Annotated in this window: 23 protein-coding genes; 8 read left to right on the plus strand and 15 right to left on the minus strand. The window is 32.7% G+C overall.

The genetic code is table 11. From position 1 onward, the window contains the following. Positions 1–290: 290 nt before the first annotated feature. On the plus strand, positions 291–1,535 hold the full coding sequence (locus HNP35_RS09345) for a glycoside hydrolase family 71/99-like protein (protein ID WP_184160616.1): 1,245 nt from the start codon (positions 291–293) through the stop codon (positions 1,533–1,535). A gap of 25 nt (positions 1,536–1,560) precedes the next feature. Beyond that, a complete protein-coding gene (locus HNP35_RS09350; protein WP_184160618.1) occupies positions 1,561–3,579 on the plus strand; it encodes a glycoside hydrolase family 97 protein in 2,019 nt (672 codons plus the stop codon). 340 nt (positions 3,580–3,919) lie between these two features. Here the strand turns inward: HNP35_RS09350 and HNP35_RS09355 are convergent, their stop codons facing one another. Then, positions 3,920–4,834, minus strand: a complete 915-nt coding sequence (locus HNP35_RS09355) for a hypothetical protein (RefSeq protein WP_184160620.1) — start codon at positions 4,832–4,834, stop codon at positions 3,920–3,922. 171 nt (positions 4,835–5,005) lie between these two features. Here HNP35_RS09355 and HNP35_RS09360 point away from each other — a divergent pair, with 171 nt between their 5' ends. From HNP35_RS09360 to HNP35_RS09370, 3 genes are all read left to right on the plus strand, one after another. After that, the gene (locus tag HNP35_RS09360) at positions 5,006–5,482 is read left to right on the plus strand and encodes a MarR family winged helix-turn-helix transcriptional regulator (RefSeq protein ID WP_184160622.1); all 477 of its coding nucleotides are present in this window, start codon (positions 5,006–5,008) and stop codon (positions 5,480–5,482) included. A 59-nt stretch (positions 5,483–5,541) separates the two neighbouring features. Further along, positions 5,542–6,960 carry an MATE family efflux transporter gene (locus tag HNP35_RS09365; protein WP_184160624.1) on the plus strand — a complete coding sequence of 473 codons (1,419 nt, stop codon included), beginning with the start codon at positions 5,542–5,544 and terminating at the stop codon, positions 6,958–6,960. A 169-nt stretch (positions 6,961–7,129) separates the two neighbouring features. Further along, entirely contained in the window at positions 7,130–8,296 is a 1,167-nt protein-coding gene (locus tag HNP35_RS09370; protein WP_184160625.1) for a hypothetical protein, read from the plus strand. Positions 8,297–8,314: 18 nt separating this feature from the next. On the opposite strand, the gene HNP35_RS09375 is transcribed toward HNP35_RS09370, so the two are convergent. Both HNP35_RS09375 and HNP35_RS09380 read right to left on the minus strand, forming a co-directional pair. After that, the gene (locus HNP35_RS09375) at positions 8,315–8,749 is read right to left on the minus strand and encodes a DUF6526 family protein (protein WP_184160627.1); all 435 of its coding nucleotides are present in this window, start codon (positions 8,747–8,749) and stop codon (positions 8,315–8,317) included. Positions 8,750–9,049: 300 nt separating this feature from the next. Then, positions 9,050–9,535: a DNA-deoxyinosine glycosylase gene (locus HNP35_RS09380; RefSeq protein ID WP_184160629.1), complete on the minus strand. Its 486-nt coding sequence runs from the start codon at positions 9,533–9,535 to the stop codon at positions 9,050–9,052. A 168-nt stretch (positions 9,536–9,703) separates the two neighbouring features. Here HNP35_RS09380 and HNP35_RS09385 point away from each other — a divergent pair, with 168 nt between their 5' ends. Continuing rightward, on the plus strand, positions 9,704–10,729 hold the full coding sequence (locus HNP35_RS09385) for a helix-turn-helix domain-containing protein (protein WP_184160631.1): 1,026 nt from the start codon (positions 9,704–9,706) through the stop codon (positions 10,727–10,729). A 231-nt stretch (positions 10,730–10,960) separates the two neighbouring features. After that, the gene (locus tag HNP35_RS09390; protein WP_184160633.1) at positions 10,961–11,914 is read left to right on the plus strand and encodes a bifunctional helix-turn-helix transcriptional regulator/GNAT family N-acetyltransferase; all 954 of its coding nucleotides are present in this window, start codon (positions 10,961–10,963) and stop codon (positions 11,912–11,914) included. An 81-nt stretch (positions 11,915–11,995) separates the two neighbouring features. Here the strand turns inward: HNP35_RS09390 and HNP35_RS09395 are convergent, their stop codons facing one another. From HNP35_RS09395 to HNP35_RS09425, 7 genes are all read right to left on the minus strand, one after another. Beyond that, a complete protein-coding gene (locus HNP35_RS09395; protein WP_184160635.1) occupies positions 11,996–13,195 on the minus strand; it encodes an NAD(P)/FAD-dependent oxidoreductase in 1,200 nt (399 codons plus the stop codon). A gap of 16 nt (positions 13,196–13,211) precedes the next feature. Next, complete coding sequence (locus HNP35_RS09400; RefSeq protein ID WP_184160637.1) at positions 13,212–13,688, minus strand: low affinity iron permease family protein; 477 nt, start codon at positions 13,686–13,688, stop codon at positions 13,212–13,214. Positions 13,689–13,690: 2 nt separating this feature from the next. Next, on the minus strand, positions 13,691–16,504 hold the full coding sequence (locus HNP35_RS09405; protein WP_184160639.1) for an AsmA family protein: 2,814 nt from the start codon (positions 16,502–16,504) through the stop codon (positions 13,691–13,693). Positions 16,505–16,692: 188 nt separating this feature from the next. Then, a complete protein-coding gene (locus HNP35_RS09410; protein ID WP_184160641.1) occupies positions 16,693–17,523 on the minus strand; it encodes an MlaD family protein in 831 nt (276 codons plus the stop codon). 21 nt (positions 17,524–17,544) lie between these two features. After that, the gene (locus tag HNP35_RS09415; RefSeq protein ID WP_184160643.1) at positions 17,545–18,324 is read right to left on the minus strand and encodes an ABC transporter ATP-binding protein; all 780 of its coding nucleotides are present in this window, start codon (positions 18,322–18,324) and stop codon (positions 17,545–17,547) included. Position 18,325: 1 nt separating this feature from the next. After that, complete coding sequence (locus HNP35_RS09420) at positions 18,326–19,084, minus strand: MlaE family ABC transporter permease (RefSeq protein WP_184160645.1); 759 nt, start codon at positions 19,082–19,084, stop codon at positions 18,326–18,328. Positions 19,085–19,347: 263 nt separating this feature from the next. After that, positions 19,348–21,618: a glycosyltransferase gene (locus HNP35_RS09425; RefSeq protein WP_184160646.1), complete on the minus strand. Its 2,271-nt coding sequence runs from the start codon at positions 21,616–21,618 to the stop codon at positions 19,348–19,350. A 384-nt stretch (positions 21,619–22,002) separates the two neighbouring features. On the opposite strand from HNP35_RS09425, the gene HNP35_RS09430 reads away from it, so the two are divergent. Beyond that, positions 22,003–22,164, plus strand: a complete 162-nt coding sequence (locus tag HNP35_RS09430) for a DUF1328 family protein (protein WP_184160648.1) — start codon at positions 22,003–22,005, stop codon at positions 22,162–22,164. A gap of 122 nt (positions 22,165–22,286) precedes the next feature. On the opposite strand, the gene HNP35_RS09435 is transcribed toward HNP35_RS09430, so the two are convergent. The 5 genes from HNP35_RS09435 to HNP35_RS09455 all read right to left on the minus strand — a co-directional run bounded on the left by HNP35_RS09435 (position 22,287) and on the right by HNP35_RS09455 (position 25,065). After that, entirely contained in the window at positions 22,287–22,754 is a 468-nt protein-coding gene (locus tag HNP35_RS09435; protein WP_184160650.1) for a DUF1440 domain-containing protein, read from the minus strand. Between the two features lie 27 nt (positions 22,755–22,781). Continuing rightward, positions 22,782–23,291, minus strand: coding sequence for a DinB family protein (locus tag HNP35_RS09440; protein WP_184160652.1), 510 nt, complete (start codon positions 23,289–23,291; stop codon positions 22,782–22,784). Positions 23,292–23,467: 176 nt separating this feature from the next. Beyond that, complete coding sequence (locus tag HNP35_RS09445) at positions 23,468–23,677, minus strand: hypothetical protein (protein WP_184160654.1); 210 nt, start codon at positions 23,675–23,677, stop codon at positions 23,468–23,470. A 13-nt stretch (positions 23,678–23,690) separates the two neighbouring features. Continuing rightward, on the minus strand, positions 23,691–24,071 hold the full coding sequence (locus HNP35_RS09450) for a DoxX family protein (RefSeq protein WP_184160656.1): 381 nt from the start codon (positions 24,069–24,071) through the stop codon (positions 23,691–23,693). Between the two features lie 262 nt (positions 24,072–24,333). Beyond that, on the minus strand, positions 24,334–25,065 hold the full coding sequence (locus tag HNP35_RS09455) for a GNAT family N-acetyltransferase (protein WP_184160658.1): 732 nt from the start codon (positions 25,063–25,065) through the stop codon (positions 24,334–24,336). Positions 25,066–25,076: the final 11 nt, after the last annotated feature.

Here is a 25,076-nt window from a genome sequence, read left to right on the forward strand (position 1 = left end):
TGTCAGTCTTCCATGTTGGTTAGTCGTGGAAGGCTGACATGTTTTTAATTTTTCTTGTCATAGATTTTAAAAGGTTGGTAACTGAATTATTAGAATTTAAAAATGATTTTGTTCCACGCAGATTCTGCAGATAATAGCAGATTAAATCGGATTTAGTTTTAAATGTTGAAAAAAATTAATCTGTGTAGATCTGCTTAAATCTTTTTAAATCTGCGTGAAAGAAATTAATCAAAATACATTCTTTTAATCTTTATAATCTGCGACAAAAACAAAACATAAAGCACGACAATATGAAAAGATACATCACATCAATGGTTTTAGGTTTAATGAGCATTGTGATGGTTGCTGGCTGCAGCAGCGATGACAAAGGTTCAGACAAACCAACAGAACCAGAAAAAACAGAACCTGTTGCGATTGAGAAAACCAACAGCACCAAAATTTATATGCACTATATGCCTTGGTTTGAAACCAATGAAAGCAGTGCCGATAAAAAATGGGGATATCATTGGACAATGGCTAATAAAAATCCGAATAATGTTGGAGCAAATGGCCGAAGAGAAATTGCATCGTATTATTATCCGTTGATTGGACCTTATCATTCAGGCGATAAAAATGTGATTGAAAATCATTTATTGTTGATGAAATATTCAGGAATTGATGGAATTCTAATCGATTGGTACGGCACTTACGATGTTAATGATTATAGAATGGTAAAAGAAAATACCGATCAGTTAATTGAAATGCTCGAAAAAGTAGGTTTAGAATATGCAATTGTATATGAAGATCGATTTTTAACCAATGTTGTCAATGCAGGAAAAGCAATTTCGGTAACTGCTGCGGCAAAAACAGACTTAGCTTATGTACAAAATAATTATTTTACTGATGCTAATTATATCAAAATTAATGGCAAACCGCTTTTGATGAATTTTGGTCCGATAGTGCTGCAAACAGCTGCCGAATGGACGAATGTATTTAATACTTTAACTGCAAAACCAACTTTCTTAACCCTTTGGGATCATTCTGTAAAAGCAGGAGATAATGCTTCAGGAGAATATGCTTGGGTGTATAAAGACAATAGTTTCTTGACTAATTTTTACACCAATACCAAACCAAAATTAGGTGTTGCAATGGGAGGAGCATATCCGGGTTTTAAAGATTTTTATGCAGAAGGTGGCGGTGGAGCAGCAATTGGCTGGACAATCGATCATAAAAATGGGGCAACGCTTGATGAAACGCTTACGCTTGCTAAAAATGCTAATGTAAATTATCTACAGTTAATTACTTGGAATGATTTCGGAGAAGGAACTATGATAGAACCAACAGTTGAGTTTGGTTATTCTTTCATAGAAAAAATAAAAACTTATGCTGGAGTAAAAAATACTGATAATATATTTCCAGATATCAGCAAATTGTATGATTTACGCGTACAGAAAAAAGGAAATGTCGAAGCCCAGAAAAAACTCGATCAAGCGTTTAATTATTATGTTTCAATGCAGCCTGCAAAGGCAAAACAAATAATGAGCGAAATAAAATAGAGCTGTAATTAATACAATTTAAATAATGAAAAATAGAAAATATAGATACTGTATAATTGCGCTAGCATCAATTGTAATGTTGGCCTGCAGTACTAAAAAAACGTATAAAATCAGTTCTCCAGAAAAAGTCTCTGAATTAACTTTTGAATTAACGCCATCTGGCCAGCCACAATATAGTTTTTCTTCTAATGGAAAATCAGTTATTGAGCCTTCTTTAATGGGATTTGAGTTTCAAGGATTAGCTAAAATGACAGACGGTTTTGAAGTAGTTTCTACTGAAGAAAAATCGGCAGATGAAACTTGGGAACAACCTTGGGGCGAATTCAAAAAAGTGAGAGATCATCATAACGAATTGATTGTTCATTTAAAAGAAGCAAAAGGCGAGGAGCGTTTAGTAGATATTATTTTCAGAGTTTTTGATGATGGTGTAGGATTTCGTTACGAATTTCCAAAACAGCCACATTTAGGAAAAGTGAAAATTTCTAATGAAATAACGCAATTTACTTTTAAAGATAATAATGAAGTTTGGTGGATTCCGGTTCACCGCGAAAACAGTTATTATGAAAGCGAATATCGTAAAACGTTGATGAGTAAAACCGATACAATTAATACGCCAGCAACTTTCGAAACCAAAGACAAATTGTATGTAGCGATTCACGAAGCGAATTTAACAGATTTTGCTTCGATGACACTTTTAAAAACATCTGACAAACAATACAAAAGTGATTTAGTGCCTTGGGCTGATGGTGTAAAAGTATATGCAGAAACTCCTTTTAAAACGCCTTGGAGAACAATTGTAGTTGGTAAAAATCCTGGAGAAGTAGCGACTTCGACTATTATGCTAAATCTAAATGAGCCATCAAAAATTGAGGATTTGTCTTGGATCACGCCTTCAAAGTACATTGGAATTTGGTGGGGAATGCATCTAGAAAAATACACTTGGGGACAAGGACCAAAACATGGTGCAACAACCAAAAACACAAAAGAGTATATTGATTTTGCCGCAAAAAATGGTTTCGATGGCGTTTTGGTCGAAGGCTGGAATGAAGGTTGGGACGGCGATTGGACGGCAGACGGTTCTGCATTTAGTTTTGTAAAAGCTTATCCAGATTTTAATTTGGAAGAAATTACAAAATATGCAGCTGTGAAAAATGTTCGTTTAATTGGACATCACGAAACTGCTGGAGCGACCAAAAATTATGAAAGCCAACTGGAAGACGCTTTCAAACTGTATCAGAAAATGGGTGTAAATTCGGTTAAAACAGGTTATGTAAATAAATATTTGGATAAAAAAGAATGGCATGACAGCCAATATGGAGCGCGTCATTACAGAAAAGTAATTGAAACTGCAGCCAAATATCATATCATGATTGACAACCATGAACCAATGAAAGGAACTGGTTTGCAACGCACTTATCCAAACTTTATGTCGCAAGAAGGCGGACGAGGGCAAGAATATAATGCTTGGTCTATAGATGGCGGAAATACGCCAGAACATTTAACAACGTTGCCTTTTACAAGAATGCTTTCTGGACCGTTTGATTATACTCCCGGTAATTTCAATTTTGATTATAAAACACCATCTGGAGCAAAAGTGCAGACAACTTTGGCAAACCAATTGGCGTTGTATGTAATTATTTTCAGTCCGTTGCAAATGGCTTCAGATTTACCTGAAAACTATGAAGGAAAACCTGAATTTCAATTTGTAAAAGATGTGCCTTGTACTTGGTCGGATACAAAAGTATTAGATTCAAAAATTGGAGAATACACTACAATTGCCCGTAAAGATTGGGATGAGAAAAATTGGTACTTAGGGTCTATCACAAACAGAAATGCGAGAGATTTAAAAGTGGCACTTTCATTCTTGGATAAAGACAAAGAATATGAAGCAGAAATATATGCAGATGGAGCAGGAGCAAATTATAAAACAAATCCTTATCCAGTTACAATCTCTAAACAAGCAGTAAACAACAAAACCGTGTTAAACATCAAATTGGCAGCTGGAGGAGGAACAGCTATAAAATTCACTCCAAAGGAAAAATAAATTAGTTAGTTTATTTTGAGTTAAGTAAGTTTAAGTTTGGAAGTGAACCCGATAACTGAGGAGTTGTCGGGTTTGTTTTTTTAGTTTTTTGTTTCAAGTTTCAGGTTTCAAGTTTTCTCCACTTTGAGTGTAGTTTTTAACGCAAAGGGCGATAAGATTTTTGGATAAGCGACTTTTTATAAAAACGCTAAGTTCGCAAAGCTTTATCTGCACAAAGCTTTGCGAACTTAGCGTTTTCTATTCACAATCTATTAAATATTCTTAGCGTGCTTTGCGTTAAAAAAAGATTCCAATTTTAAAACTTAGAACCTTAGAATCTCACAACCTTAGGAGCTCAAAACTAATGCTTATACAGCTTCACATGATTTCCAAAGCTATACGTTGCTGTTAAAGTCGGGCCATTATATCCCCATTTAAAGAAACCATTTAATCTTTCTTTTTCCATATCGACTCTAACATTCAAACCTGTATAACCAGCTGTTAAACTAAAATCTTTATAAACATTATAAAGAATAGAAAGATTGTAACTCAATAATCTTCCGTCAAAATCATTGATTTTAATTGCAAAATAATTGAAGTTGGCATAAAGACCCACTTTTCTGCCTAGAACAAATTCTCCCCAAATTCCAATATCTGGAAGAGGTGCAGTAAAGCCGAAACTATCTTTATATTCTAAATCTGCTAATTCACCAGTTAGTCCAATTCCAACATCAGTAAACATAACGTGCGCTCCAATAAGAGCTCCGATTTCATATTTTGGTTTTGATAAAAATGCATAACCGTACGTAATTCTACCGATATGATTGTCCATAAAGGCATAAACAGTAGCATTAACAGGATAAACATGGTCGCGAAATTCAATTTCTTTTTGAAGCGTTTTAGTAGAATTTCTACTTAAATAGTAATATTCTGTACCAAGTCTTGATCTTCGAGAAATTCTCCATTCAAAAGCACCAAAAAAGGAAGTAGTACTTTTATTAAATCCGAGATCTTTTTCAAAATCAATTAAATTACCAAATTCACCATTATTGCTTCCGACTTTGACCTCTGTATTATTAACTGGAAAAAAAACACCAGCAGTTACCTTAAATCTTCTAGCGTGCCAAGGAAGATCGTCGGCATAATTATCCTGAAAATTTTCACTTTCGGATTTAACAGTTGTTAAATCTTCAATTGAAGTGCTCTCTGCAAATGTTTGTGCATTTACTGGAATCCATAAGAGCGTCATTACCAAAAAAATAAATAATTGTTTCATCAGTTTAATTTTTTATTTGATTAGGAAAATTTTAACATTAAAGTTAGTAAAATTTATCGTTCAAATTTCTTTTTTAATCTTAATTATTTAATTGAAATAATTGAATATCAATAAAATATGATATTAACTAAAAATTAGTTGATATGTCATCCTTTTTTGTAAATTTGCCATATGAAAAATGTAAATGCAGATAAAGAAAATGTTTCAAATTTTTGGAAAGAAGAAATAGCTGATAGTTTCTTCTTTCAAATTCATCGCATGAAAAGGGCAATTTTTAGAAGAACCAATGCGTTAATGACAGAAGCAGGAATTACGTTGCAGCTTGAACAATTGCCAATATTAATGATTTTGCGTCATAAAGGTCTTTCTCAGCGAGAATTATCAGATAAGACGATGAGAGACAAATCTTCGATCTTGAGAAGCATTACAGCTCTTGAGAAAAAGAATCTTGTTGAGGTCGTAAAAGATAAAATCGATAAACGAAAAAATATTGTAAGTCTTACGGAGGAAGGTTTTACAATGACAAAAGAAATTCGTTCTCTTATGAAAAGAGCAGAAGATGAGGTAATGTCTGTTTTTTCTCCAAAAGAAAGAATCGAAGCGCTGCACATTGTTAGATCGTATGCAGATAAGTTAGAAACGCTTTAATTTTTTTTAAATTTTAAAAGTTGATATATCAACTTATTTTTAATTATTATTTCGAATAAATGAAAAAAAATGAATTATTAGAAGGACCTATTCTTTCTTCATTATTAAAATTGGCTGTTCCGATTATGATTGCCAATTTGTTACAAGCAGCATACCAGTTAGTTGACGCTTTTTGGGTTGGCCGATTGGGTGGAGATGCTGTTGCGGCAGTTTCCATAAGTACACCAGTTATATTTTTAACTATTGCATTAGGAACTGGTTTAGCCATTGCGGGATCAATTTTAATCGCTCAGTATTTTGGTGCAGGAAATCAAACTATGGTGAATCACGTTGCGGCGCAGACTTTATCTATGGTTATTATCGTCTCAATAGTATTGTCTATAATAGGATATATTTTAAGTCCGTATTTTTTATATCTCTTAAAAGTGACACCGCAAGTTTATGTTGATGCTTTAGGTTTTATGCGAGTAGCTTTTGTCGGACTCGTTTTTAGCTTCGGATTTATGATTTTCCAATCGATTATGCGTGGAGTGGGGCGTGTAACTTTACCTGTTTATATTGTTTTAGGAACTGTTATTTTGAATTTTGCTCTAGATCCGCTATTTATTTATGGATGGAATTTCATACCAGCAATGGGCGTAAAAGGTGCGGCTTTGGCAACTTTGTCTACACAGCTTTTGGCTATCGCTATCGGGTTTGCAATTTTGTTTAGAGGAAAACACGGTATTCATCTTCGTATTAAAGATTTTAAGCCAGATTATAAACATATCAAAAAAGCTTTTCAAATCGGATTTCCCTCTTCTATCGAACAATCAATGAGAGCGTTGGGAATGATGGCGATTACGTTTTTAATTGTACGTTTTGGCACTTTAACGGTTGCTTCTTACGGTGCAGGATCTAATTTGATTCAGTTAATTTTGATCCCAGCTTTAGGTTTATCCATGGCCATTGCGACTTTGGTCGGACAAAATATTGGAGCCGGAAATATCGATCGTGCTTCTGAAATTGCAAAATTAGGTGGCTATTTAGGTTTCGGATTATTGACAGGACTTGGCGTTATCGCTTTTATTTTTGCGCCTTATTTAATTGCCTTTTTCGTTCCAAATGATCAAGCGGTTATCGAAGGCGGAACAGAATTATTGAGAATTACTTGTCTTTCTTGGGGATTTTTAGGTTTACAGCTTTGTTTAACGGGCGTTTTCCGTGCAGTTGGAAATACAAAATTACCTATGATGTTGACTCTGGTTTCGCAATGGGTTATTCAGTTTCCTCTTGCTTTTATTTTATCGCATAATACTTCTTTAGGCAAAATAGGTATTTGGTGGGCTTTCCCGATTGCTTCGGTCCTTACGGCTTTAATTACTTTGGCATTATACATAAAGGGCGATTGGAAAAAAGAAAGATTAACAGGCAAAACCAATAAATTAATTGATAAAGTCGAAAGCGAAATTGTTAAGGAAGGGTTTGAGGTTAAATAAGGTTCTAAGGTGCTGAGATGCTAAGGGACTGAGGTTTTTCCTGATTTTTTATATAGACGTACTTTGGTGCGTCTTTTTTTTATCAAAAAAATATAGATTTTTATAGCTAAAAACTTATAAACTTCCTATCTTAGAACCTTAGCATCTCAGCACCTTAGAACCTTTTTTTATGACTAAAACTCTAAAACGTTATTTCGTAAAATCGATAATTATATTAGCCTTAATTCATTTTCTTTATTTTCTCTATGGTTATTTTACTTTCAAAGGTTTAGGGAAAATAAATATCTACACGGAGTTTTATAGATTTAAATTTTATGATGACGTTTCGATTTCGCACTTTTTTGTAAGCGGATTATTTTTGTTATTCTTCCTGATTTTTTTAGTTAAAAACCATTCTCGAGAAAGTTATAAAGGTGCAAATTTGCTCAAAATTTCGGCTTGTTTGCTAGTAATTTCTTTTTTGACTTTTTCGTTTTTTATTAGTTACAGCTTCGGAATGAATGCAAAACTGAAAACAGAATTGTCTGAAAATGATTTTAATAAGGATAAAAAACTGCTGAATGTTTTAAATCCGTTTTTATATGGATACACTTCGTACAGTTCGGAGAAATTGTTTAATTATGAGAATATTTTATATCCGAAACCTTATCCAGTAATTAAACAAGAAGACACCATTTCTCCAGGCGAATATCCAATCACAGAAACTAGTTATTATAGCATTGATACTATAAAAGTGCTAACTAATACTTTTGATAAAACCACCAATAAAGCAGATAGTATTCTAGATATTTTAGGTTTTGATAAAGCCGAATTATACAAACGAATTCTTTCGAAAAGAGAATTTAATGACAGTACAGAAATTGTTTTCAAAAGTGTTCCTGTACATCCAGAACATGATGGAGATATTTGTATTTTCTTAGAAAATAATTCGCTTTTTAATGCTGTAAAAGGAGATTCGATTGATAAACAAAAGCGTCAAGCGGCAATTGACCGTTATAATTTGCTTTATAAATCAAAGAAAGATTCGTTAACATACGAGTTTCAAAGACTAGATACTATTCTGAAAAAATACAATATTGAAACTAGTTTAGTTCCGAAACAATTAACGCAAGATGTTTATCATTATAGAGATAATAATGATGAACTGCTAAACGGAATTAGAAATAATTTTGATCGAAAAGCGCTAATTGAAAAATTTACGACTTTGGATAAATTATTCTACGAACCCAATTATCTGCATCCAAATATCATCGGGATCTACTTTGCTGTAATTGCCGTAGTTTGGATTTTGTTATTTCTGTTTTATCTGATTTTCAATAAAAAGAAAATTCAATAAAGATTTCAATTATTTTTTTTAAACTCTATGATAATCTGCTTTCCAATGTACGATTGCTTTTTTGATGGCATCGCCAGTTAAGTTGTTTTTTAAAACATCTTCTAAAAGTGGAATCAATTCGTTGTCTGGCGCAAAACGCAATGCAAATATTTGATCGTCTGTGAGTTTGTATTCAAATTCTTCGAAACGTTTTCCTGTTAGCGTAAAATATCTGTAACGCATTTCTAAGCGTACAATTCTATTTTGAAGTGTAAGCGCATAATGTTGTCGAAGCATCAATGCCAATGCAAATAGAAATATAAAACCTACGCTTATAAATGACCAAATTAGATGATCTTCTGTTGTAATTGCAAAATAGATGCTGCCAATCAGAAACAATATTAAAACAGGATAATAGATAAAATGGTGTGGCTTGTAAAACCGAATATGATTATAATAGGTCTGAATTTTCATACGCTTTAGTTTATTATGGTAACCTATAAAAACAAAGCTACTCTATATTTCTATAGAGTAGCTTTTTCCCAAAAATAAACTAACATAACCAATGTTCTCTTTATAGACTAAACTTTTTACAGTTTGCTTTTTCAATTTTAATAAGAATAAAGCCTTTCCTTTTCATTTGTCAAATCTTCAATATGGCTTATTTTTCTTTTTGTAAAATTACTTCAAGAGTGGTTGAAATTTGTTATACTTTAAAAGGAAAAAGTTACATGATTCCAATATTTGCATTTAAATTATATAAAACGATATTATTTATAAATGCGTTTCAATAAGTTTCCATTGGTCTAATTTGCTCTGAAAAGGCTTGCTGGCATTGGCGGGACTTGTAGATGGTAATGTAAAAGTTTGATAATCCTTATTTAAATGTACATATTTCTTGAAAAAGGAAGCTGCTTTCTGTCCGTTGAAAAAAATAGCAGTTATTTGAGGATGTAATTCTAAAAAGTTTTCAAAATCATTTGCAATTTCATTTTTTATCGCGCTATCTAGACTTCCAACACGATCGCAAAATTGTAAGACATCCCATAATGCTATATTGTTTTTAATTAACAGGTTTTTTCTTTCTTCGTAATTTTCGGAGAATTCTTTTTGTAGAATTTTAAACATAAACTTCCAAAAGTTATTCTGATTATGACCATAATACTGATTCAGTTCTAAAGATTTTGTTCCAGGCATTGTACCTAAAATTAAAATTTTAGAATTGGGTGAACTTATAGGAGCAAATGAGAAGCTTTTCATACTATAAAAATGATTTTTCAATGTATGTTAAAATAAGCATTTATAAGGAATTATAAAACAAAACCAGAAAATTATATAACAACTTTGGTCTGCCTTTGAACGAACTTTGACTTTCAGATTTTTACAAACAATCTGTTTGGCAAATTATAGAATTTAAATCCGACGACCATGAAAATAGTTACTATAAATACAGAAAAAACTCAAAATATTTTTGATGAACTTCATACTAATTTTGGAGGAAAAGTGACTTTTGACTTGGATGAATACACATTGGAAGTCGAAAATAGTTTTGCCGAAGGTTCTATTATAGGAGCTTCTTTCAATGATGCAATTTCTTATGTCCAATTTGATATGACATTTTCTACAGATGTACGATTGGATATTTTAAACGTAAAATCGTCGCCTATTTATTTTGCTTATTGTTCTAAAGGAAATCTTTCGCACAGTTTTGGATTGAACGGAGAAGAGCGAAAACTAAAAACCTTTCAGACTGCTATTGTAACTTCTAAAGAAAATCAGGATAATGTTTTATTTTTTGAAAAAGGAAAAAAGACAAAACTAACGCTAATAATTGTCGGAACGCAAGTTGATGCCAAAGAGCAGCTTCATTCTTTAAACCAAAAAGTAAGAGATACTTTTTTTGAAAATAGTTTGGTTCAAGATTTCTTTTACATTGGCTCTTATAATTTACAAATTGCCGAAAAAATCGAACAGCTAAACTCGATTACACAAACCGGAATTGTTCGAAATCTTTTGAAAGAAGGAATTATGAGAATTATTCTGGCAATGGAAATTCAGCAGCATTCTGACGATTTACATGCTTTTGCAAACGAATCAAACGGATTGACTTTGAGAGAAATGGAGGAGATAAAAGAACTTTCGGAGTTTATAAAATCAACTCCAGAAGAAGCTTTTTCTATTAAATCTTTAAGCAAAAAATCGGGCTTGTCGCCAAACAAACTTCAAGAAGGTTTCAAAATGATTCATAATCGAACAGTCAACGATTACATTACGCATATGCGAGTTTTAAAAGCAGAAGTCTTAATTAGAACTTCAGATCTTAATATTTCTGAAATTGTGTATTGTATCGGTTTTACGAGCAGAAGTTATTTCTCAAAAATCTTCAAACAAAAATACAATTGCAGTCCAAAAGAATATAAATTTAATTTGAACTCGTTGGCAATTACGGCCTAACGGCCTAAGGAGCTAAGGTTCTGAGATACTAAGGGACTGAGGTTATTTTTGTAAACTAAATTAATGTAGTTAGCTTTAAAGCATAATATATAAAGTTGCTAAGGTTTTGACATTCTAAGAAAAAAACTTAGGATCTCAGAACCTTAGTTTCTTAGCACCTAAAAAAAACTTTTTGCTAAAAAAGATTTTTTTTATACATTTGCATAACTGGTTATATAATTAATTATTATTATGGAATTTTTTAATAAAGTTGGCAAAGTAGCATTAGGAAGTCGTTTACGTTTAATGACCGCATCTTTTACAGACGATGCTTCTAAAATTTACGAATTGTATGGAGTAGATTTTAATCCGAAATGGTTTCCTGTGTTTTATACAATTGCGGAAGACAGAGAAATTACGATTACCGAGATTGCTAATGAAATTGGGCATTCACAACCTTCTGTTAGCAAAATTATTCAGGAAATGATTGGAGCAGGAATACTTGAAGAAGGTTTAAAAACAGAAGACAAGCGAAAAAATAATGTTGTTTTAACGAAGAAAGGAATCGAGATTTCGGAGAAAATCAAACAACAATTATTAGATATCGATGTTGCGGTTGAAGGATTGATTTCTGAAGCAAAACACAATCTTTGGGCTGCGGTCGAAGAATGGGAATTTTTATTGCAACAGAAATCACTATTTAAAAGAGTTAGCGATCAGAAGAAACTTCGCGAAAGCAAAAACGTTAAAATTGTGGAATATGATTCTAAATACAAAGACGCATTTAAAGCCTTAAATGTAGAATGGATTTCGACTTATTTCGAAATGGAAGAATCTGATTATAAAGCACTAGATAATCCTGAAGATTATATTATCAATAAAGGCGGTAAAATTTTGGTTGCTTTGTATGAAAATGAACCTGTTGGTGTTTGTGCATTAATAAAATCAAATGTAGCCGATTATGATTTTGAAATGGCAAAAATGGCCGTTTCTCCAAAAGCCCAAGGAAAAAGCATAGGCTGGCTTTTAGGAAAAGCAATTGCCGATAAAGCAAAAGAACTTGGAGCAAAAAAAATCTATCTAGAAAGTAATACAATCTTAAAACCCGCAATTAATCTCTATTATAAACTAGGTTTTGAAAAAGTCTTTGGACTAGAAACTCCTTATAAAAGATGTAATATTCAGATGGAGTTGATTCTTTCTTGAAGATACTAAGGTTCTAAGATGCTAAGATTCTAAGAAAAAAAACTTAGAACCTTAGTGTCTTAGCATCTCAGTACCTTAAATTTACCTTCCAAACCTATAATATTCTAAATCTGTATTTTTTTTATTGTTTAGAGAATCCAAAACAGAATTCATTCCCATTACGCTAAAGGTGATTCCGTTTCCTCCGAATCCTAAAAAATAATGTTCATTTCGTCTCGAATTTGGTTTTCCGAAATAAGGCAACCCATCTTTGGTTTCTCCGAAAGTTCCTGCCCAAGAATAATCAATTTTAAAATCTAAATCAGGAAATCTTCTAAAGAATTGTTTTAGAAGATATTTTTCTTTTTTAGGAAGCAATTTATCACGTTTATTGGCATCTTTAAAGTCTTCGTCGCCTCCGCCCATAATGATTCTATTATCATCTGTAGTTCTGATATAATGATAAGGTGCTGCCGTATCCCAAAATATGGCATGTTTAAATGATTCAGGTAGATCGGGCTGACTTTCAGAAGCAATAACAAAAGTGCTTTTTAAATCGACAACCTTTTCTTGTAGCGTTTCGGTACTTTCATAACCTGTACAATGTATAATGTGATCTGCTTTTATGCTGCATTCATTTTCGCTTGTAGCAATAATTCTGCCTTTTTGGTGCTGGATTTTGGTAATATTTGTTCGGTCAAAAATCTGCATTCCTTTTTCATGGCAATAAAACAGCAAATCACTTGCGAGTTTGAAAGGATCCATTACTGCGGCTGTTTTAGATTCGATACCTGCAATAGCATTTAAACCCATTTTCTGCAATTCAGATCTGCTAAGCCAGCTTACTTCAAAACCGTGTTGTTTTCTCGATTTAAATTCATTTTTTAAAAAAGGGACATCTTTCTTTAAAGTCGTAAAATAGATGCTTTTTTTGAATTCAAAACCACAGTCGCAGCCAACAGCATCAATAATATTTCTAAGATCAAAAATGGCTTTTTTACCATTTTGATAACTTTCTATGGCACATTTTGTTCCTCTAAGTTTGATGAGCTGATGAAGTGGAACATCAATTTCATATTGTAATAAAGCTGTGCTTCCAGAGGTGCTTCCTCCGCAAACATCTCGTCGGTCTACAAGCACAATTTTTTTGCCTTCGTTTACAAGTTTATAAGCCATTAAAGCACCTGTAATTCCTCCACCAATAATAAGAACATCGGTAGTAATATCTGACGCTATAGAAGGATAACTGTGTTTCATGGCATTTTTTAACGGCCAATACGTTTCGGTAGAGCTCAATTTCATTTCTGGTTATTTAAAGTTAAGTTTTGGTTTTGTGTTTGGTGCTATTTTGATGTTTTCTATCATGAAGTTCTTGCGCTTCTGAAATAGAATGTGATGTTTTAATGCTTTTTTCTTTTTTAGCCAATTCGCTCAAGCGGCGGTAGTATTTTTGAATGATAATCATTTCTTCTTCGGTCATTTCTTCAATGTCTATCAGGCTATTGCTTGACATTTCGTTTGAAGCTACGAGTTCATTTAGCTTAAGCTGAATGGCAAGTGAATCTTTATTTTGTGCTTTTTGAATAAGGAAAACCATCAAAAAAGTGATAATGGTTGTTCCTGTATTAATAACCAATTGCCAGGTTTCTGAATAATCGAAAATAGGTCCAGAAACAGCCCAAACTGCCACAAGCAAAAAGGCGCTGATAAAAGCTGCAGTGCTCCCAGTTGCTTTTGTGACTTTGGAAGCAAATCGCTCAAAAAATCCATCTTTATTTCGCTGCTTTTTTTTCATTGCTATTTGGTTTTAGATTTGCTGACTTTCTCTTTTTTAACTACTTTGTTCTTTTTTTCATCATAAACGGCAGGATTAATTTCTTGCCCAGTTTTGCTGAAAATTTTGATTTTTGGCGCTTCATGCGTTCCAGTAATTACAATAGGAAAACCGATAATTCCGAATAGGGGAAGACCTAGACGCATTCTTAGATCTAGAAGTCCATCAAAGCTTGTAGTTCCTTTAATTGTTGGTCTAAAACCAGCAACACTAAAGGTAAATGGCTCAACATTTATTAGATTCTTATCAATAGTAGATTTGATTTCAATTCCTTTCATATCAGGATTGTTCAAACCGTCTTGTCCAGTTTTAGAGCTAATTCCATCAAATAATTTTAGGCCTTGAATTTTTACATCACGAAGATTTATGGTTCCGCCACCGTTTAGCGAGGCATAAATTGGTCCCATATTTCCATTCAAATCGCCTTTAACTTTATAATCGACAGAAATTATTCCATGTGCTTTTTCAGCTGCAGAAACCATATCGTGAAACATCGGAATTTCTTTGTAGGCTCTTTGTACATCGAAATCTTTTGCAGTGAAATGAGCGTCAAAGTGTGCGGCAGTAGGAGATTCATCTTTATAAAAAGCATTAATTCCTACCAAACAATCAATGATGTTAAAGTTAATGTTTTCTAAGTAAAAACCTTCTTTTTTAACACCTGTTTTTCCTTTTAGGTTATTGATTGTCAATCCATTATATTCTACTTTGTCAGCATTGGCATTCAAGCTTACATTTAAATTTTCTGGAATCATAACGACACCACTCATTTTTGGATGGTCTTCTTTGGCGTATTCTACTTCTGTTTTTCGATCTGTATTTTCACCTTTTTCAAGCGCCATGAATTCATCAACATTGATCAGTTTCGATTTTAAGTTGAAGTTTCCGCTCAAAGTTCCCTTAGATTCTAGGAAATAATTAATTGTATTTAATAAATAGCCATTAATGTCAAAATCAGATTTTCCGTAAGAAGCATAGAATTTTTCAAACCACATTTTTTCATTTTGAAAACGGAAATTTCCTTGTTTGATAAAAAATGCTTTTGGAAATAATTCAGACGTCGCTTTGATGTTTTTAAGAATCAAAGTTCCTTTATTGTCCAATTTATCATATTGTCCAGTGGTAGCGTAGCTTTGCTTTCCTTTTAAAGAAAGATCAGCTTTTGCGTAACCAGTTAAGTCTAAGCCTTTTTCGGAGAAAACCTGATAAATTCTACCCACATTCAATTCTCCTTTGATTTTAGCATTATAAGCCAAATCACTAAAATCAGATAATGTGGCATTTACATAAACCGGATTTCCTTCAAAAGTGAAAGAAGCAGGCGCAACGGCCACAATCAAATCCTGATAAGTTCCAGCTTTGTTTAGCATATTGGCGACAAAAGTGATATTGGTAATTGGATTTGGATAATATTTCGTTTTTAGCCAACCGTTTCGCAGAGAAATACCGCCGATCGTTTTTGGAAATAATTTTTTAGAAGTGCTAAAAAGCCCTTTTGCCTGAATATCAGTTTTTAAAATTCCTTTTACATCAAAATCACTTAGACCCAAAGCGGCATCTACAACAGCCAAATCTAAAGCCCCTTTTATGCTCGCGTTAACACTCATTTCGCTTAAACCTTTGCTATGCAGATACGCATTGAAATAATCTTTCTCGCCAACTTTAAATTTTAAAGTTCTTAGATTTACCAATAATTGTTCAGGATCTAAAGCGGGAAGAAGCGCATTCAAATCCATTTGGAAATCTTTTAAAGGAACCGGAGCATCTTTATGATTTACTGAACCTTCATTTATTTTTAAATTGAAAGCCAAGTTTGGTTTTTGTTTTTTCGAAACGTTATAATCACCTTTAAAAGTCAATAGTAAATCGCTTCTTCCTGAAATTTCTGTTTTTTCTAGCCAAGTCAGATATTCTGGAGGCATTACAGACAATAAATCTTTAACCGTTGTATTTTCTGATAAAGCTTTGATGTCAATTTTATATCCATCTCGTAAAATGGTAAATAAGCCCGTAAATTTTAAAGGCAGTTTATTGATTCTCAATTCATTTTTTTGCAAAATAAAAGAAAGGGAATTTGTGTTGATTCTGGTAATTAGTTCAGCACGAACTTCTTTTTTACGTACATAACCTGTTCTATCATAAAAGAAATCAAGATTTTCAATTTTAGCATCTGTGGCAAGATCGAAAATATCTTCGCTTAGGTTTCCTTTTCCAACATAATTGAAACCTTTTGCATCGACCAAAATTTTTGCCGAACGGTCATTGTATTTTACATGACAATTTTCTAAATCTATTCTTTCTAATTTTATGGCAGTTCCTTCTTCTGGCGCATCTTTTTCGTCTTTTCGTTTTTCTGGCGCGACATAAATATTATAATTGGCTTGACCTTTTTCATTCACCATTACATTAATCAAAGCGTCAGAAACGTATAATTTATTGATTTTTACTTCATTGTCAAATAGCAATCTTTTGATGTCAATTCCAAATGCAACCTGATCAGCTTTCAGTAAAGTATCGTTGCTAAAAGGTTTAGAACCCGTTAATGACAATTCATCTAATGAAACGGTCAAAGACGGAAAATGGGTAAAAAAAGAAAGTTTCGAATTTGTAAAATCCAATTTGGTATCAAGACGTTCGTTGGCAATTTTCTTTACTTCCGAAGCAATTTTCCCCGGAAAAAGCAACGGAATAATAAATAACAAAAACAAAATCACCGCAATTGATATTCCAGTGATTTTTAAAACTTTTATGGCGGTATGTTTAAATGAAGTAGGCATATATATCAATTTTTCTTGTTAAGAATTTGGCCTAGTTTAAAAACAAATTGAAAGTAAATAGTAAAATGAAATAAGTGTGAAACTATAAGTTGTAAGTTATAATTCGGAGTTATAATCGATCAATATTTTAAATCTTTTCCTCTCTAATCTTTCCTCTTTTCTCTTTAAACAGGCATTCTTCTCTCAAATTACTTTTTCGCAGCTTCAGCTTTTTTAGCTTCTTCTTGCTTCTGTTTTTCCTCTTTTTCTTTTTGTTCTTTGAGCTCTTTCTCTTTCTGTTCTTTTTCCTTAGCGGCTTTTTCTTTAGCTTCTTCCTGTTTTTCTTTTTGCTCTTCTAATTTCTTTTCTTTTTGTTTCTCTTTTTTCTTGTAATAACCTCTTAAAAGAAAATTACTCTTTGCAGCTTCCATATTATCGCTGAAACCTTTTGTTCCAGATTCTAGGTTTTCAAGTGTATTTGAAACGCTATTGGCCATTTTATCATCTTTGACTAAACGTGCCAAAGCTCCATTTCCGTTATTCATACTATGGCTGAAAATGGCTATTTCGTCTGAAATCACGCCAATATTATCCACGCTTTTTTTCACGCTTTTCATAATGTCGTGCATTTCAATTCCGTCTACAGAAGCGATAGTGCCATTATCTTCAATCATTTTTTGAGATTTTGCACCTGGAGAAATCGTCAAAACTTTATCCCCCATTAAGCCATCAGAACCTATGCTTGCCGTTGCGTCAGTTTTAATGAATTTTCTAACCTCTTCTTTCATTACCAAAACAACAATTACCGTTGAGTCGTTTTTCAATTGAATTTGTTCGACGGTTCCGACGTTAATTCCTGAGAAACGAACGTTGTTTCCGACTTCTAAACCACTCACCGTTTTAAATTGAGAAGTAATATGAAAGGTTGAACCAAAAAGGTTTTTTTGTTTTCCAATAAAATAGATGGCCATAACAAAAAGCACTAAGCCAATTGTTACAAACATTCCTAATTTCCAAGTATATCCAGATTGCTTTTCCATGATTTCTTTTATTTATTTTGCTTATTCGAAAAATGAGCGTACCCATTCGTCTTCGTCTTTTTCTAGTTCTTCGTATGTTCCTTCTGCGTGAATAACACCTTCTTTAAGAACGATAATTCGATCTGCTGTTAGTTTTGCACAAGCCATATCGTGTGTAATAATAATCGACGATGTTTTTTGTTTGTGTTTGATATCCAAAATCAATTCGCTGATTTCTCTAGATGTTATGGTGTCTAAACCTGTTGTTGGTTCGTCGTACAAAATGATTTCGGGTTTTAAAATAAGCGTACGGGCTAATCCTATTCTTTTTCTCATACCGCCCGAAAGTTCAGAAGGCATTTTGTCGACAGCTTCTGCTAAACCAACATTTTCGAGCGCTTCCATAACTTCTTTTTCAATTTCATCTGCGCTCAAATCACGTTTGTGTTTAGTCAAAGTAAAAGCGAGATTTTCTCTAACAGACATCGAATCGTAAAGTGCTCCACTTTGAAACAAAAAACCAACTCGGACTCTAATTTCATTCAGCTCGCTTTTTGAAATATTAAGAACGTTTTCATTAAATACTTTAATTTCTCCTTGATCTGGCTCAATCAATCCAACAATACATTTTATAGTAACAGATTTTCCAGATCCGGATCGTCCTAAAACAACTAAATCTTCGCCTTTGTTCAAAGTAAGATTTACGCCTTTTAGTACGGCATTATCTTTTCCAAAAGTTTTGTGCAGATCTTTAATCTCGATAATAGGAGTAAGATCTTTTTCTTTTGTTTTAGGTTCTTTATGTAGTTTTTCTTTGGTCATTTTAAAAAAATAAATCGGTTATTTGAACAGCTACCATATCGATAATAAAAATGCTTAATGATGCGGTTACAACTGCGGAATTAGCTGCTTGTCCAACACTTTCTGTTCCGTTTGAGGCTGTAAAACCTTTATAGCATCCAATCATACCAATTACAAATCCGAAAAAGAAAGTTTTGATTGTGGCAGGAAATAAATCCAAAAACTCTAATGATTGAATAATCTGCGTTAAAAAGCGGTAGAAATTGACATCGCCATGAATATTGATGCCGACATATCCGCCAATAATTCCAATAGCATCAGCAAAAAAAACAAGAATCGGAACCATAAGCGTACAGGCTAAAACTCTTGTTACGACTAAATAATTATACGGATTAACAGCTGAAACTTCCATGGCGTCAATTTGTTCTGTTACTTTCATAGAACCCAATTCGGCTCCAATTCCAGAGGAAATTTTACCTGCGCAAATCAACGCTGTAATTACTGGAGCAATTTCTCTTATTAAAGAAAGTGCCACCATTCCTGGAAGCCAAGATTCTGCACCAAACTTTACCAATGTAGGTCTTGACTGTAAGGTAAGTACCAAACCCATTATAAATCCGGTAATGGCTACTAAAGGCAACGATTTGTATCCGATTATATAGCATTGTTTCAAAAACTCTTTGGTCTCATAAGGCGGAATAAAAACCTCCTTAAAAAACTTCTTGGCGAATAATGCTGTTTCTCCAATTTCGGTGAATATATTTTTTAGGCTGAGAATCAAAATGTTTGTGTTTTTAATTTTACTGATAATTTGAAATCAAAATGGCTTAAAAACACCTCTGATTTCTATAGGAAAGTTACTTTTTTTATGAGTAAAAAATCTTACACAACTTTTTTTCAACTTTATATAATTTTCATCGCGACAAACACAATAAAAAATAAAAAGCCACGTTAGGGAAATTTCAAAAAACAAAAAATCCCTTTCGTATAGAAAGGGATTTTCTGGGTTTTAAAAGAGAAGTGTTCGGTTAGTGTTTTCTGATTTTATGAGTTAATAGCAATTCCAGAACGGCTTTTCATTATTGGAATCACTTTAGATTGAGACATAGCTAATTTTTCCATTAATAATCTAGCAGTTAGAAAACAAACGGTAGACTCTGCACCTTGATTTAAGTTTACATTGTGTTTTTCAAGTCCGTCGTAACCGCCACCGCTTACTGGATTGTACATAATTTGTCCTAAATGATTTTTACCTAAAAACCAGTTAAAGGCAGCTTTCATTTTTTTCTTGTATTGTGGCGTTTTAAATTCATTATAAAATGCATTTAAAGTCATAATCGTATACGCTACGTCTATTGGTTGTTCGCCATATTCGTGAGGTTCAGAACCTTTATGATGCCAGCTTTGATTAGAAATGGCTTTGAAATTTCCTTTTACAAAAGTTTTAGAAATTAAAAAATCTAAAGAATCTAGCGCGACTTTTTGGTAAACGGGTTTATTGGTAATTAAATAAGCATAAAGCATAGATTCCGGCAAAATACCATTTCCGTAAGTCAAATAGTTTTCAAACCATTGCCAGTCTTCAGTTGCTGTATCTTCGTAATTAGCCAATAATTTTGCATTAAGTTTATTGATAATTGCAGCAACATACAGATTAGGAATGGTAGTATGGTACAAATACAAACCTTTTGTTGCAAAGCCTATAGAACGCGGCGATTGAATGTTTTCTGCCCATTTTAATGAAGTTAAGAAACATTTTGCCGCTTTTTTGACAATTGCTTCTGGAAGAATGTCAGACATAGAAACTACGGTTCCCAATGCCCAAATCGCTCTTGCATTTGAATCTTCTAAATTAACTTCTGCATTTTGTTCTACATGTTCGCGATTTTCTTGGTCAACGTAATTGATAAAATCTCCTTTCGGTTGTTGGCAACGTTGAATAAAATCTAGATAGATTAAAATATAAGCCAAATCTTCTTTATCCTGCGTTAGTTTGTAGTGCATACAGAATGCGATTAAGGCTCTTGCATTATCATCTAAAGTATATCCTGAATCTAAATCTGGAATAGAAATTTTACTGAATTGCACTATACCAAGATCTGTAGTCAACTTTTTGATATGTTTTAATTGAATGTCAGGATAGCTGAATTTAATTTCAGTAGGGTTATCAATCAAATTTTTATAAGTGTTCATTTGTGTAATGGCGACATTTTCCCAAGAAGAAGCTCTCATTTTTGTAAAAGAATTAATTCCCATTTCATGTCTTAAATTTTCATCTTCAATCAATTTAATGGCAGCCGCAGCAAACTGATCTGAATCTCCAATATCGCACAAAATTCCAGAATCTGACGTCAGCACTTCTTTAGTATGTGGAATTTTTGATGCTACAATCGGGCAAGCACAGCTCATTGCATAAGCAAAAGTGCCGCTTACAGCTTGATTCGGATCTTTAGATGTAAACATATAAATATCTGTAGCTTTTAAATATTCTAAAAGTTCATTGGTATCTAAATATTGGTTTACGAAACGTACATTATTTTGAAGATTTAATTCTGCTACAATTCCTTCCAATTTATCTCTGTAGGCATCTACGCCATCTCTGATTAAGTTTGGATGTGTTTTTCCTATAATTAAATACAATGCATTTGGCGCTTTTTCGATAATTTTTGGCAATGCTTGCAAACCTGTTTCTATATTTTTTCCTTCCCCCAAAAGACCGAAAGTTGAAAGTACTAATCTGTCTTGAATATTTAATTTCTCTTTTGCAGTTTCTGGTTTTTCATAAACGACAATATGAGTTCCGTGTGGTACGCAAGTAATTATTTCTTCATTAATATCGTAATCGCTTATTAGTATTTCTTTAGATTTATTCGTCATTACAAAAACCGAATTACTGTAAGTCAGTAATAATTTCACGAACGTTTTTAACTCGTCATTCGGATTTGGAATTACACTGTGAAAGGTATAGGTAACAGGTACTTTTATAGCATTTAAGAAATCTAAAAGGTAATCCCCGTAATTTCCAGAAAACAAACCAAACTCATGTTGAATATGCACCAATTTTACAGATTCATCATTATTAATTTCTTCTGCAACTTTAGCGTATTCTTCTCTGTTTTTAGTGTTTAAAGTAAAGGCTTGTGTTGGTTTTTCTTTGGGTTCGGTAACTAACTCGCAAACTTCGCATTGAACAGATTTGCCGTAAACATCTGTAATTCCTTTAATGGTGTCTTGCGTATAAGTTGCAATGCCGCATTGTGTCGGTGGAAAAGTAGAAAGAAAAACTATTTTTGATTTATTTGATATTGTTTTCATGAGGAATAAATTTTGTTCGGTTAATAACTCGTTGAGGTTCAGAATACCACTTTATAAAAATTTGGCAACACCTTACTGTGTATAACATTTGATATGTTTTTGAGCTAACGCTCTTGCTGTAAATAATTTTATCTAAAATTACTTTAGCCCTAGAGGGACAATTAACCCAATCGATCAAAAAATTAACTCAAAAGCTTATACATGGTAATTGTGTAAGAAAAAAAAAGTATAGTGAAAATAATAGGTATTTCGTTGTTTTTTAATTAATTGAGTTAATTAAAAAATGGTTTTGAGTTAACAAGATTTGTAGGAATAAAAGAATTTTGAGTAACAAACAAAACAGACTTGAATTAGTCTTATTTAAGAACTTAAAATCTAAATATTATGTTACGTTACACAGTCATTTTTATAGTTCTAGCAATTATAGCTGGAATCTTTGGTTTTGGTGGTATTGCTGCTGGAGCCGCAAGTATTGCAAAAGTGCTATTCTTTATCTTTCTAGTGTTATTTATAATATCATTAATTACAGGAAGAAGAAAAATATAGTTTTTTAGAAGGTGCTAAGGTTCTGAGATTCTAAGGTTCTAAGATTTAAAGTGTTTACTAATTTAGGTTTTTAATTTAGTGCATCAGGACCTTAGAATCTCAGAACCTTAGTGCTTTTCTCATCAATACCACTTTGCGTAATATTTCCTTGTAATAAACGCTATCGGCATTCCGACACAAAAAATTATAATTAGGATAGAAAGTAATAAGGCGAAGTCTAAATTTTTCTCTGGAAGAACTGGAAATACTATCGGAAGTACAATCAAATTCATCACTATCCAAATAAAGAAACCATAACAAAGCCCCGATAGAAAAGTATTGATTCTGAAGAACGGAATGTACGGGAAAATTTTAAAGTAAAACCACGCAAATATAAATGCAATTAAGAAATGAAGTCCTAAACCTGCAAAAGTCATTTCCGCTCCTGCTGTATAAGCTTCTTTTTTGAAGATGCCACTTGCAATAGATTGCAGTATTTTTTCGGCTGTTGTTTTATGAAGAATCACCGAGTAGATTAATATAGCGGCGGTAATATCTAATGTACCTGCAACTAAACCAGATGAAACAATGGTTCTTACTTTTGATCTCATAAAAAATGGTTTTGGTGAAAGCTAGTTTTATTTTTTGTGGAGAATTTCATAAATCGATTTTAACTGATGTGTGTGCCTCTGCGAATGAACAATTGCAAAATGCAACCATTCATAAATAGTAAAATTTTCAAAACCGGGAATTTTGGCATCCAAACAAGTCAATGTTAAATCGTAAGTTTCTGCAGCTTCAAATAAATCGGTTTGTACTTTTTTTATCGAAGCCAATAAATCATTCTTATTATATTCAATAGTAGCAGGCTTTATATTTTCGGGAGATTGGTATTTGGTATTAAAATCTAGAAATATTCCATCTAGTTTTTTACTGTTTTCATCTGGTTCGCGAGTTGTTTTTTCTGTTTTTCCTGCAAATAATTGCGGAAGACCAGAACAAGCGAGAATAATATGCTGAACGGTTTGGGCGCCAGTCCAGCTTCCTTCAAAAGGTACAATATTGATTTCATCTTCGGCAAAAGAAGAAAAAACATCGTTTAGCTTGGTATAGGTTTCTAATATTGTATTTTGAATTGCGCTTTCCATCTTTTTAATTTTTAAAAATTAATTATTCAACATTCACGCTTGCTGTAAGGTTTTGTGAACCCACAGTGCATTTTCTGTTAAAGTAAATTGTATAGAATTAGGGGAATGATGGTATATCAAATATACGATAAAAAATAATAAAATGCTAAAAACCAGTATTTTGAATGTTTGTGGTTTTATGGAAGCACTTCACAAGAGTAGCCATGAAGATTTAAAACAGCAATAATTTTGGTATTGGAAATAGAGGGTGCATGAATACGCAGAATTTTATCGCAATCTTCTAAATCGAAGCTGATCGAACTGTTTGGAAAATGCTCAAGAAGTTTCTCAATGATTATTTGACATTGAGACTCTTCTTGAACATTTGTTTTAAAAACTTCAATCATAAAGTTTTGGTTTTTAGAGTGCTATGTTTTTATAACGCTGTATTTTATGATATGTTATATAAGAAACCACAAGAACAGCTAGAACTATCAATGGGAAAAAAGTATTGAAATGGAGTCCGTCTACAGCGTAGTGACTTATTGAAGCAAAAATAAAATCGAATGCAAATCCGGCATAAGCCCATTCTTTAATGCGTCCTGGGATTTGTGGAATAATTAAAACCAAAACTCCAAGGATCTTAAAGACTACTAATGCATTTCCGAAATATTCCGGATAACCAAGGTGTTTTATTCCTTCTTTGGCTTCATGTGATTGTGAAAATATTGCCGGCATAACACCTTCAAATAAAAAAATAAGAATTGTAGTAGTCCAAAAAATAATTTTTGTTGTCTTCATTGGGTATTTGTTTTAAATAGTTATTAGTTAATGTATTACAAATCTAATAATGTTTTCATTTAACCAAATACGCATTTACGACTATTTTAGGGGCATTTTGGACAAGATTCTGATTTTAGATTATAGAAGGTAGATTTTAGATTGAAAATAGTTCTCGCAAAGACGCTGAGTCGCAAAGAAAAATAACTTAAAAAAAGTAAACTTTGCGACTTCGCGTCTTTGCGAGAGGATTAATTGGGATTTGGATTTTAAAACTTGAAATTTACGCCAGTTGGTAATTCGTAATCGTAAACAAATCTTCAAAACCTAATCTGGTATAAATCCCTTTTCCTAAAGCTGAAGCTTGTAATTGTGCATATTCGCAATCCGAATCTACAGCTTCATTGATGGCAAACTTCATGATTTCTTCGGCAAAACCTCTTTTACGCATTTCAGGAATAACGCCTACGCCATGAATTCCCATTATTTTTTCAGTTTGAAAAAGAGTCAAGGTTCCAATTGCTTTTCCTTCAAAATGAACTAAATAAAATTTCGCATTTTCGTAATTGTTAATCAAAGTTTCTTTACTGATTACATAACTAAAAGACAGTGGATAAATATCTGACCAAGTTTTAGCGTCTTCTTCATTCAAAACTCTTTTAAAAGTAAGTTTGTTTTCAAGCGGAAATTTTTCTCCCAGTTTTAAAGCCATCGCTACAAGTTGAATTCGGATATGAAAGCCATTTTTTTCGAAAATTTCTTTAGCATTGCTTCCAAAAATATCCCAGTATGGAATAACCAAACCTGGATTTTTTGCCATAATTTCTTGAATCTGAGAAAAATTTTCTTCGGTAATATCTTCTCGAGACCATAATCTATTGGGCCAGCCAGAATTTTTGATTTGGGAAAATTCAAAAGGATCGTTTTTATGATAAGATAGGAGAGGAGTGGCAACAGTTTTCCAAAGCGTTGTAAGATTATCAATATTGTCTTTGATGAGTTTTATATGATCCATTATTGTGACGA

The organism is Flavobacterium notoginsengisoli, assembly GCF_014207905.1.
In the GTDB taxonomy this organism is placed as follows: Bacteria; Bacteroidota; Bacteroidia; order Flavobacteriales; family Flavobacteriaceae; genus Flavobacterium; species Flavobacterium notoginsengisoli_A.

Excerpts from the sequence above, each read along its gene's own strand:
- HNP35_RS09345 (WP_184160616.1), top strand. The coding sequence starts at position 291 with ATGAAAAGATACATCACATCAATGGTTTTAGGTTTAATGAGCATTGTG.
- HNP35_RS09350 (WP_184160618.1), top strand. The coding sequence starts at position 1,561 with ATGAAAAATAGAAAATATAGATACTGTATAATTGCGCTAGCATCAATT.
- HNP35_RS09355 (WP_184160620.1), bottom strand. The coding sequence starts at position 4,834 with ATGAAACAATTATTTATTTTTTTGGTAATGACGCTCTTATGGATTCCA.
- HNP35_RS09360 (WP_184160622.1), top strand. The coding sequence starts at position 5,006 with ATGAAAAATGTAAATGCAGATAAAGAAAATGTTTCAAATTTTTGGAAA.
- HNP35_RS09365 (WP_184160624.1), top strand. The coding sequence starts at position 5,542 with ATGAAAAAAAATGAATTATTAGAAGGACCTATTCTTTCTTCATTATTA.
- HNP35_RS09370 (WP_184160625.1), top strand. The coding sequence starts at position 7,130 with ATGACTAAAACTCTAAAACGTTATTTCGTAAAATCGATAATTATATTA.
- HNP35_RS09375 (WP_184160627.1), bottom strand. The coding sequence starts at position 8,749 with ATGAAAATTCAGACCTATTATAATCATATTCGGTTTTACAAGCCACAC.
- HNP35_RS09380 (WP_184160629.1), bottom strand. The coding sequence starts at position 9,535 with ATGAAAAGCTTCTCATTTGCTCCTATAAGTTCACCCAATTCTAAAATT.
- HNP35_RS09385 (WP_184160631.1), top strand. The coding sequence starts at position 9,704 with ATGAAAATAGTTACTATAAATACAGAAAAAACTCAAAATATTTTTGAT.
- HNP35_RS09390 (WP_184160633.1), top strand. The coding sequence starts at position 10,961 with ATGGAATTTTTTAATAAAGTTGGCAAAGTAGCATTAGGAAGTCGTTTA.
- HNP35_RS09395 (WP_184160635.1), bottom strand. The coding sequence starts at position 13,195 with ATGAAATTGAGCTCTACCGAAACGTATTGGCCGTTAAAAAATGCCATG.
- HNP35_RS09400 (WP_184160637.1), bottom strand. The coding sequence starts at position 13,688 with ATGAAAAAAAAGCAGCGAAATAAAGATGGATTTTTTGAGCGATTTGCT.
- HNP35_RS09405 (WP_184160639.1), bottom strand. The coding sequence starts at position 16,504 with ATGCCTACTTCATTTAAACATACCGCCATAAAAGTTTTAAAAATCACT.
- HNP35_RS09410 (WP_184160641.1), bottom strand. The coding sequence starts at position 17,523 with ATGGAAAAGCAATCTGGATATACTTGGAAATTAGGAATGTTTGTAACA.
- HNP35_RS09415 (WP_184160643.1), bottom strand. The coding sequence starts at position 18,324 with ATGACCAAAGAAAAACTACATAAAGAACCTAAAACAAAAGAAAAAGAT.
- HNP35_RS09425 (WP_184160646.1), bottom strand. The coding sequence starts at position 21,618 with ATGAAAACAATATCAAATAAATCAAAAATAGTTTTTCTTTCTACTTTT.
- HNP35_RS09430 (WP_184160648.1), top strand. The coding sequence starts at position 22,003 with ATGTTACGTTACACAGTCATTTTTATAGTTCTAGCAATTATAGCTGGA.
- HNP35_RS09435 (WP_184160650.1), bottom strand. The coding sequence starts at position 22,754 with ATGAGATCAAAAGTAAGAACCATTGTTTCATCTGGTTTAGTTGCAGGT.
- HNP35_RS09440 (WP_184160652.1), bottom strand. The coding sequence starts at position 23,291 with ATGGAAAGCGCAATTCAAAATACAATATTAGAAACCTATACCAAGCTA.
- HNP35_RS09445 (WP_184160654.1), bottom strand. The coding sequence starts at position 23,677 with ATGATTGAAGTTTTTAAAACAAATGTTCAAGAAGAGTCTCAATGTCAA.
- HNP35_RS09450 (WP_184160656.1), bottom strand. The coding sequence starts at position 24,071 with ATGAAGACAACAAAAATTATTTTTTGGACTACTACAATTCTTATTTTT.
- HNP35_RS09455 (WP_184160658.1), bottom strand. The coding sequence starts at position 25,065 with ATGGATCATATAAAACTCATCAAAGACAATATTGATAATCTTACAACG.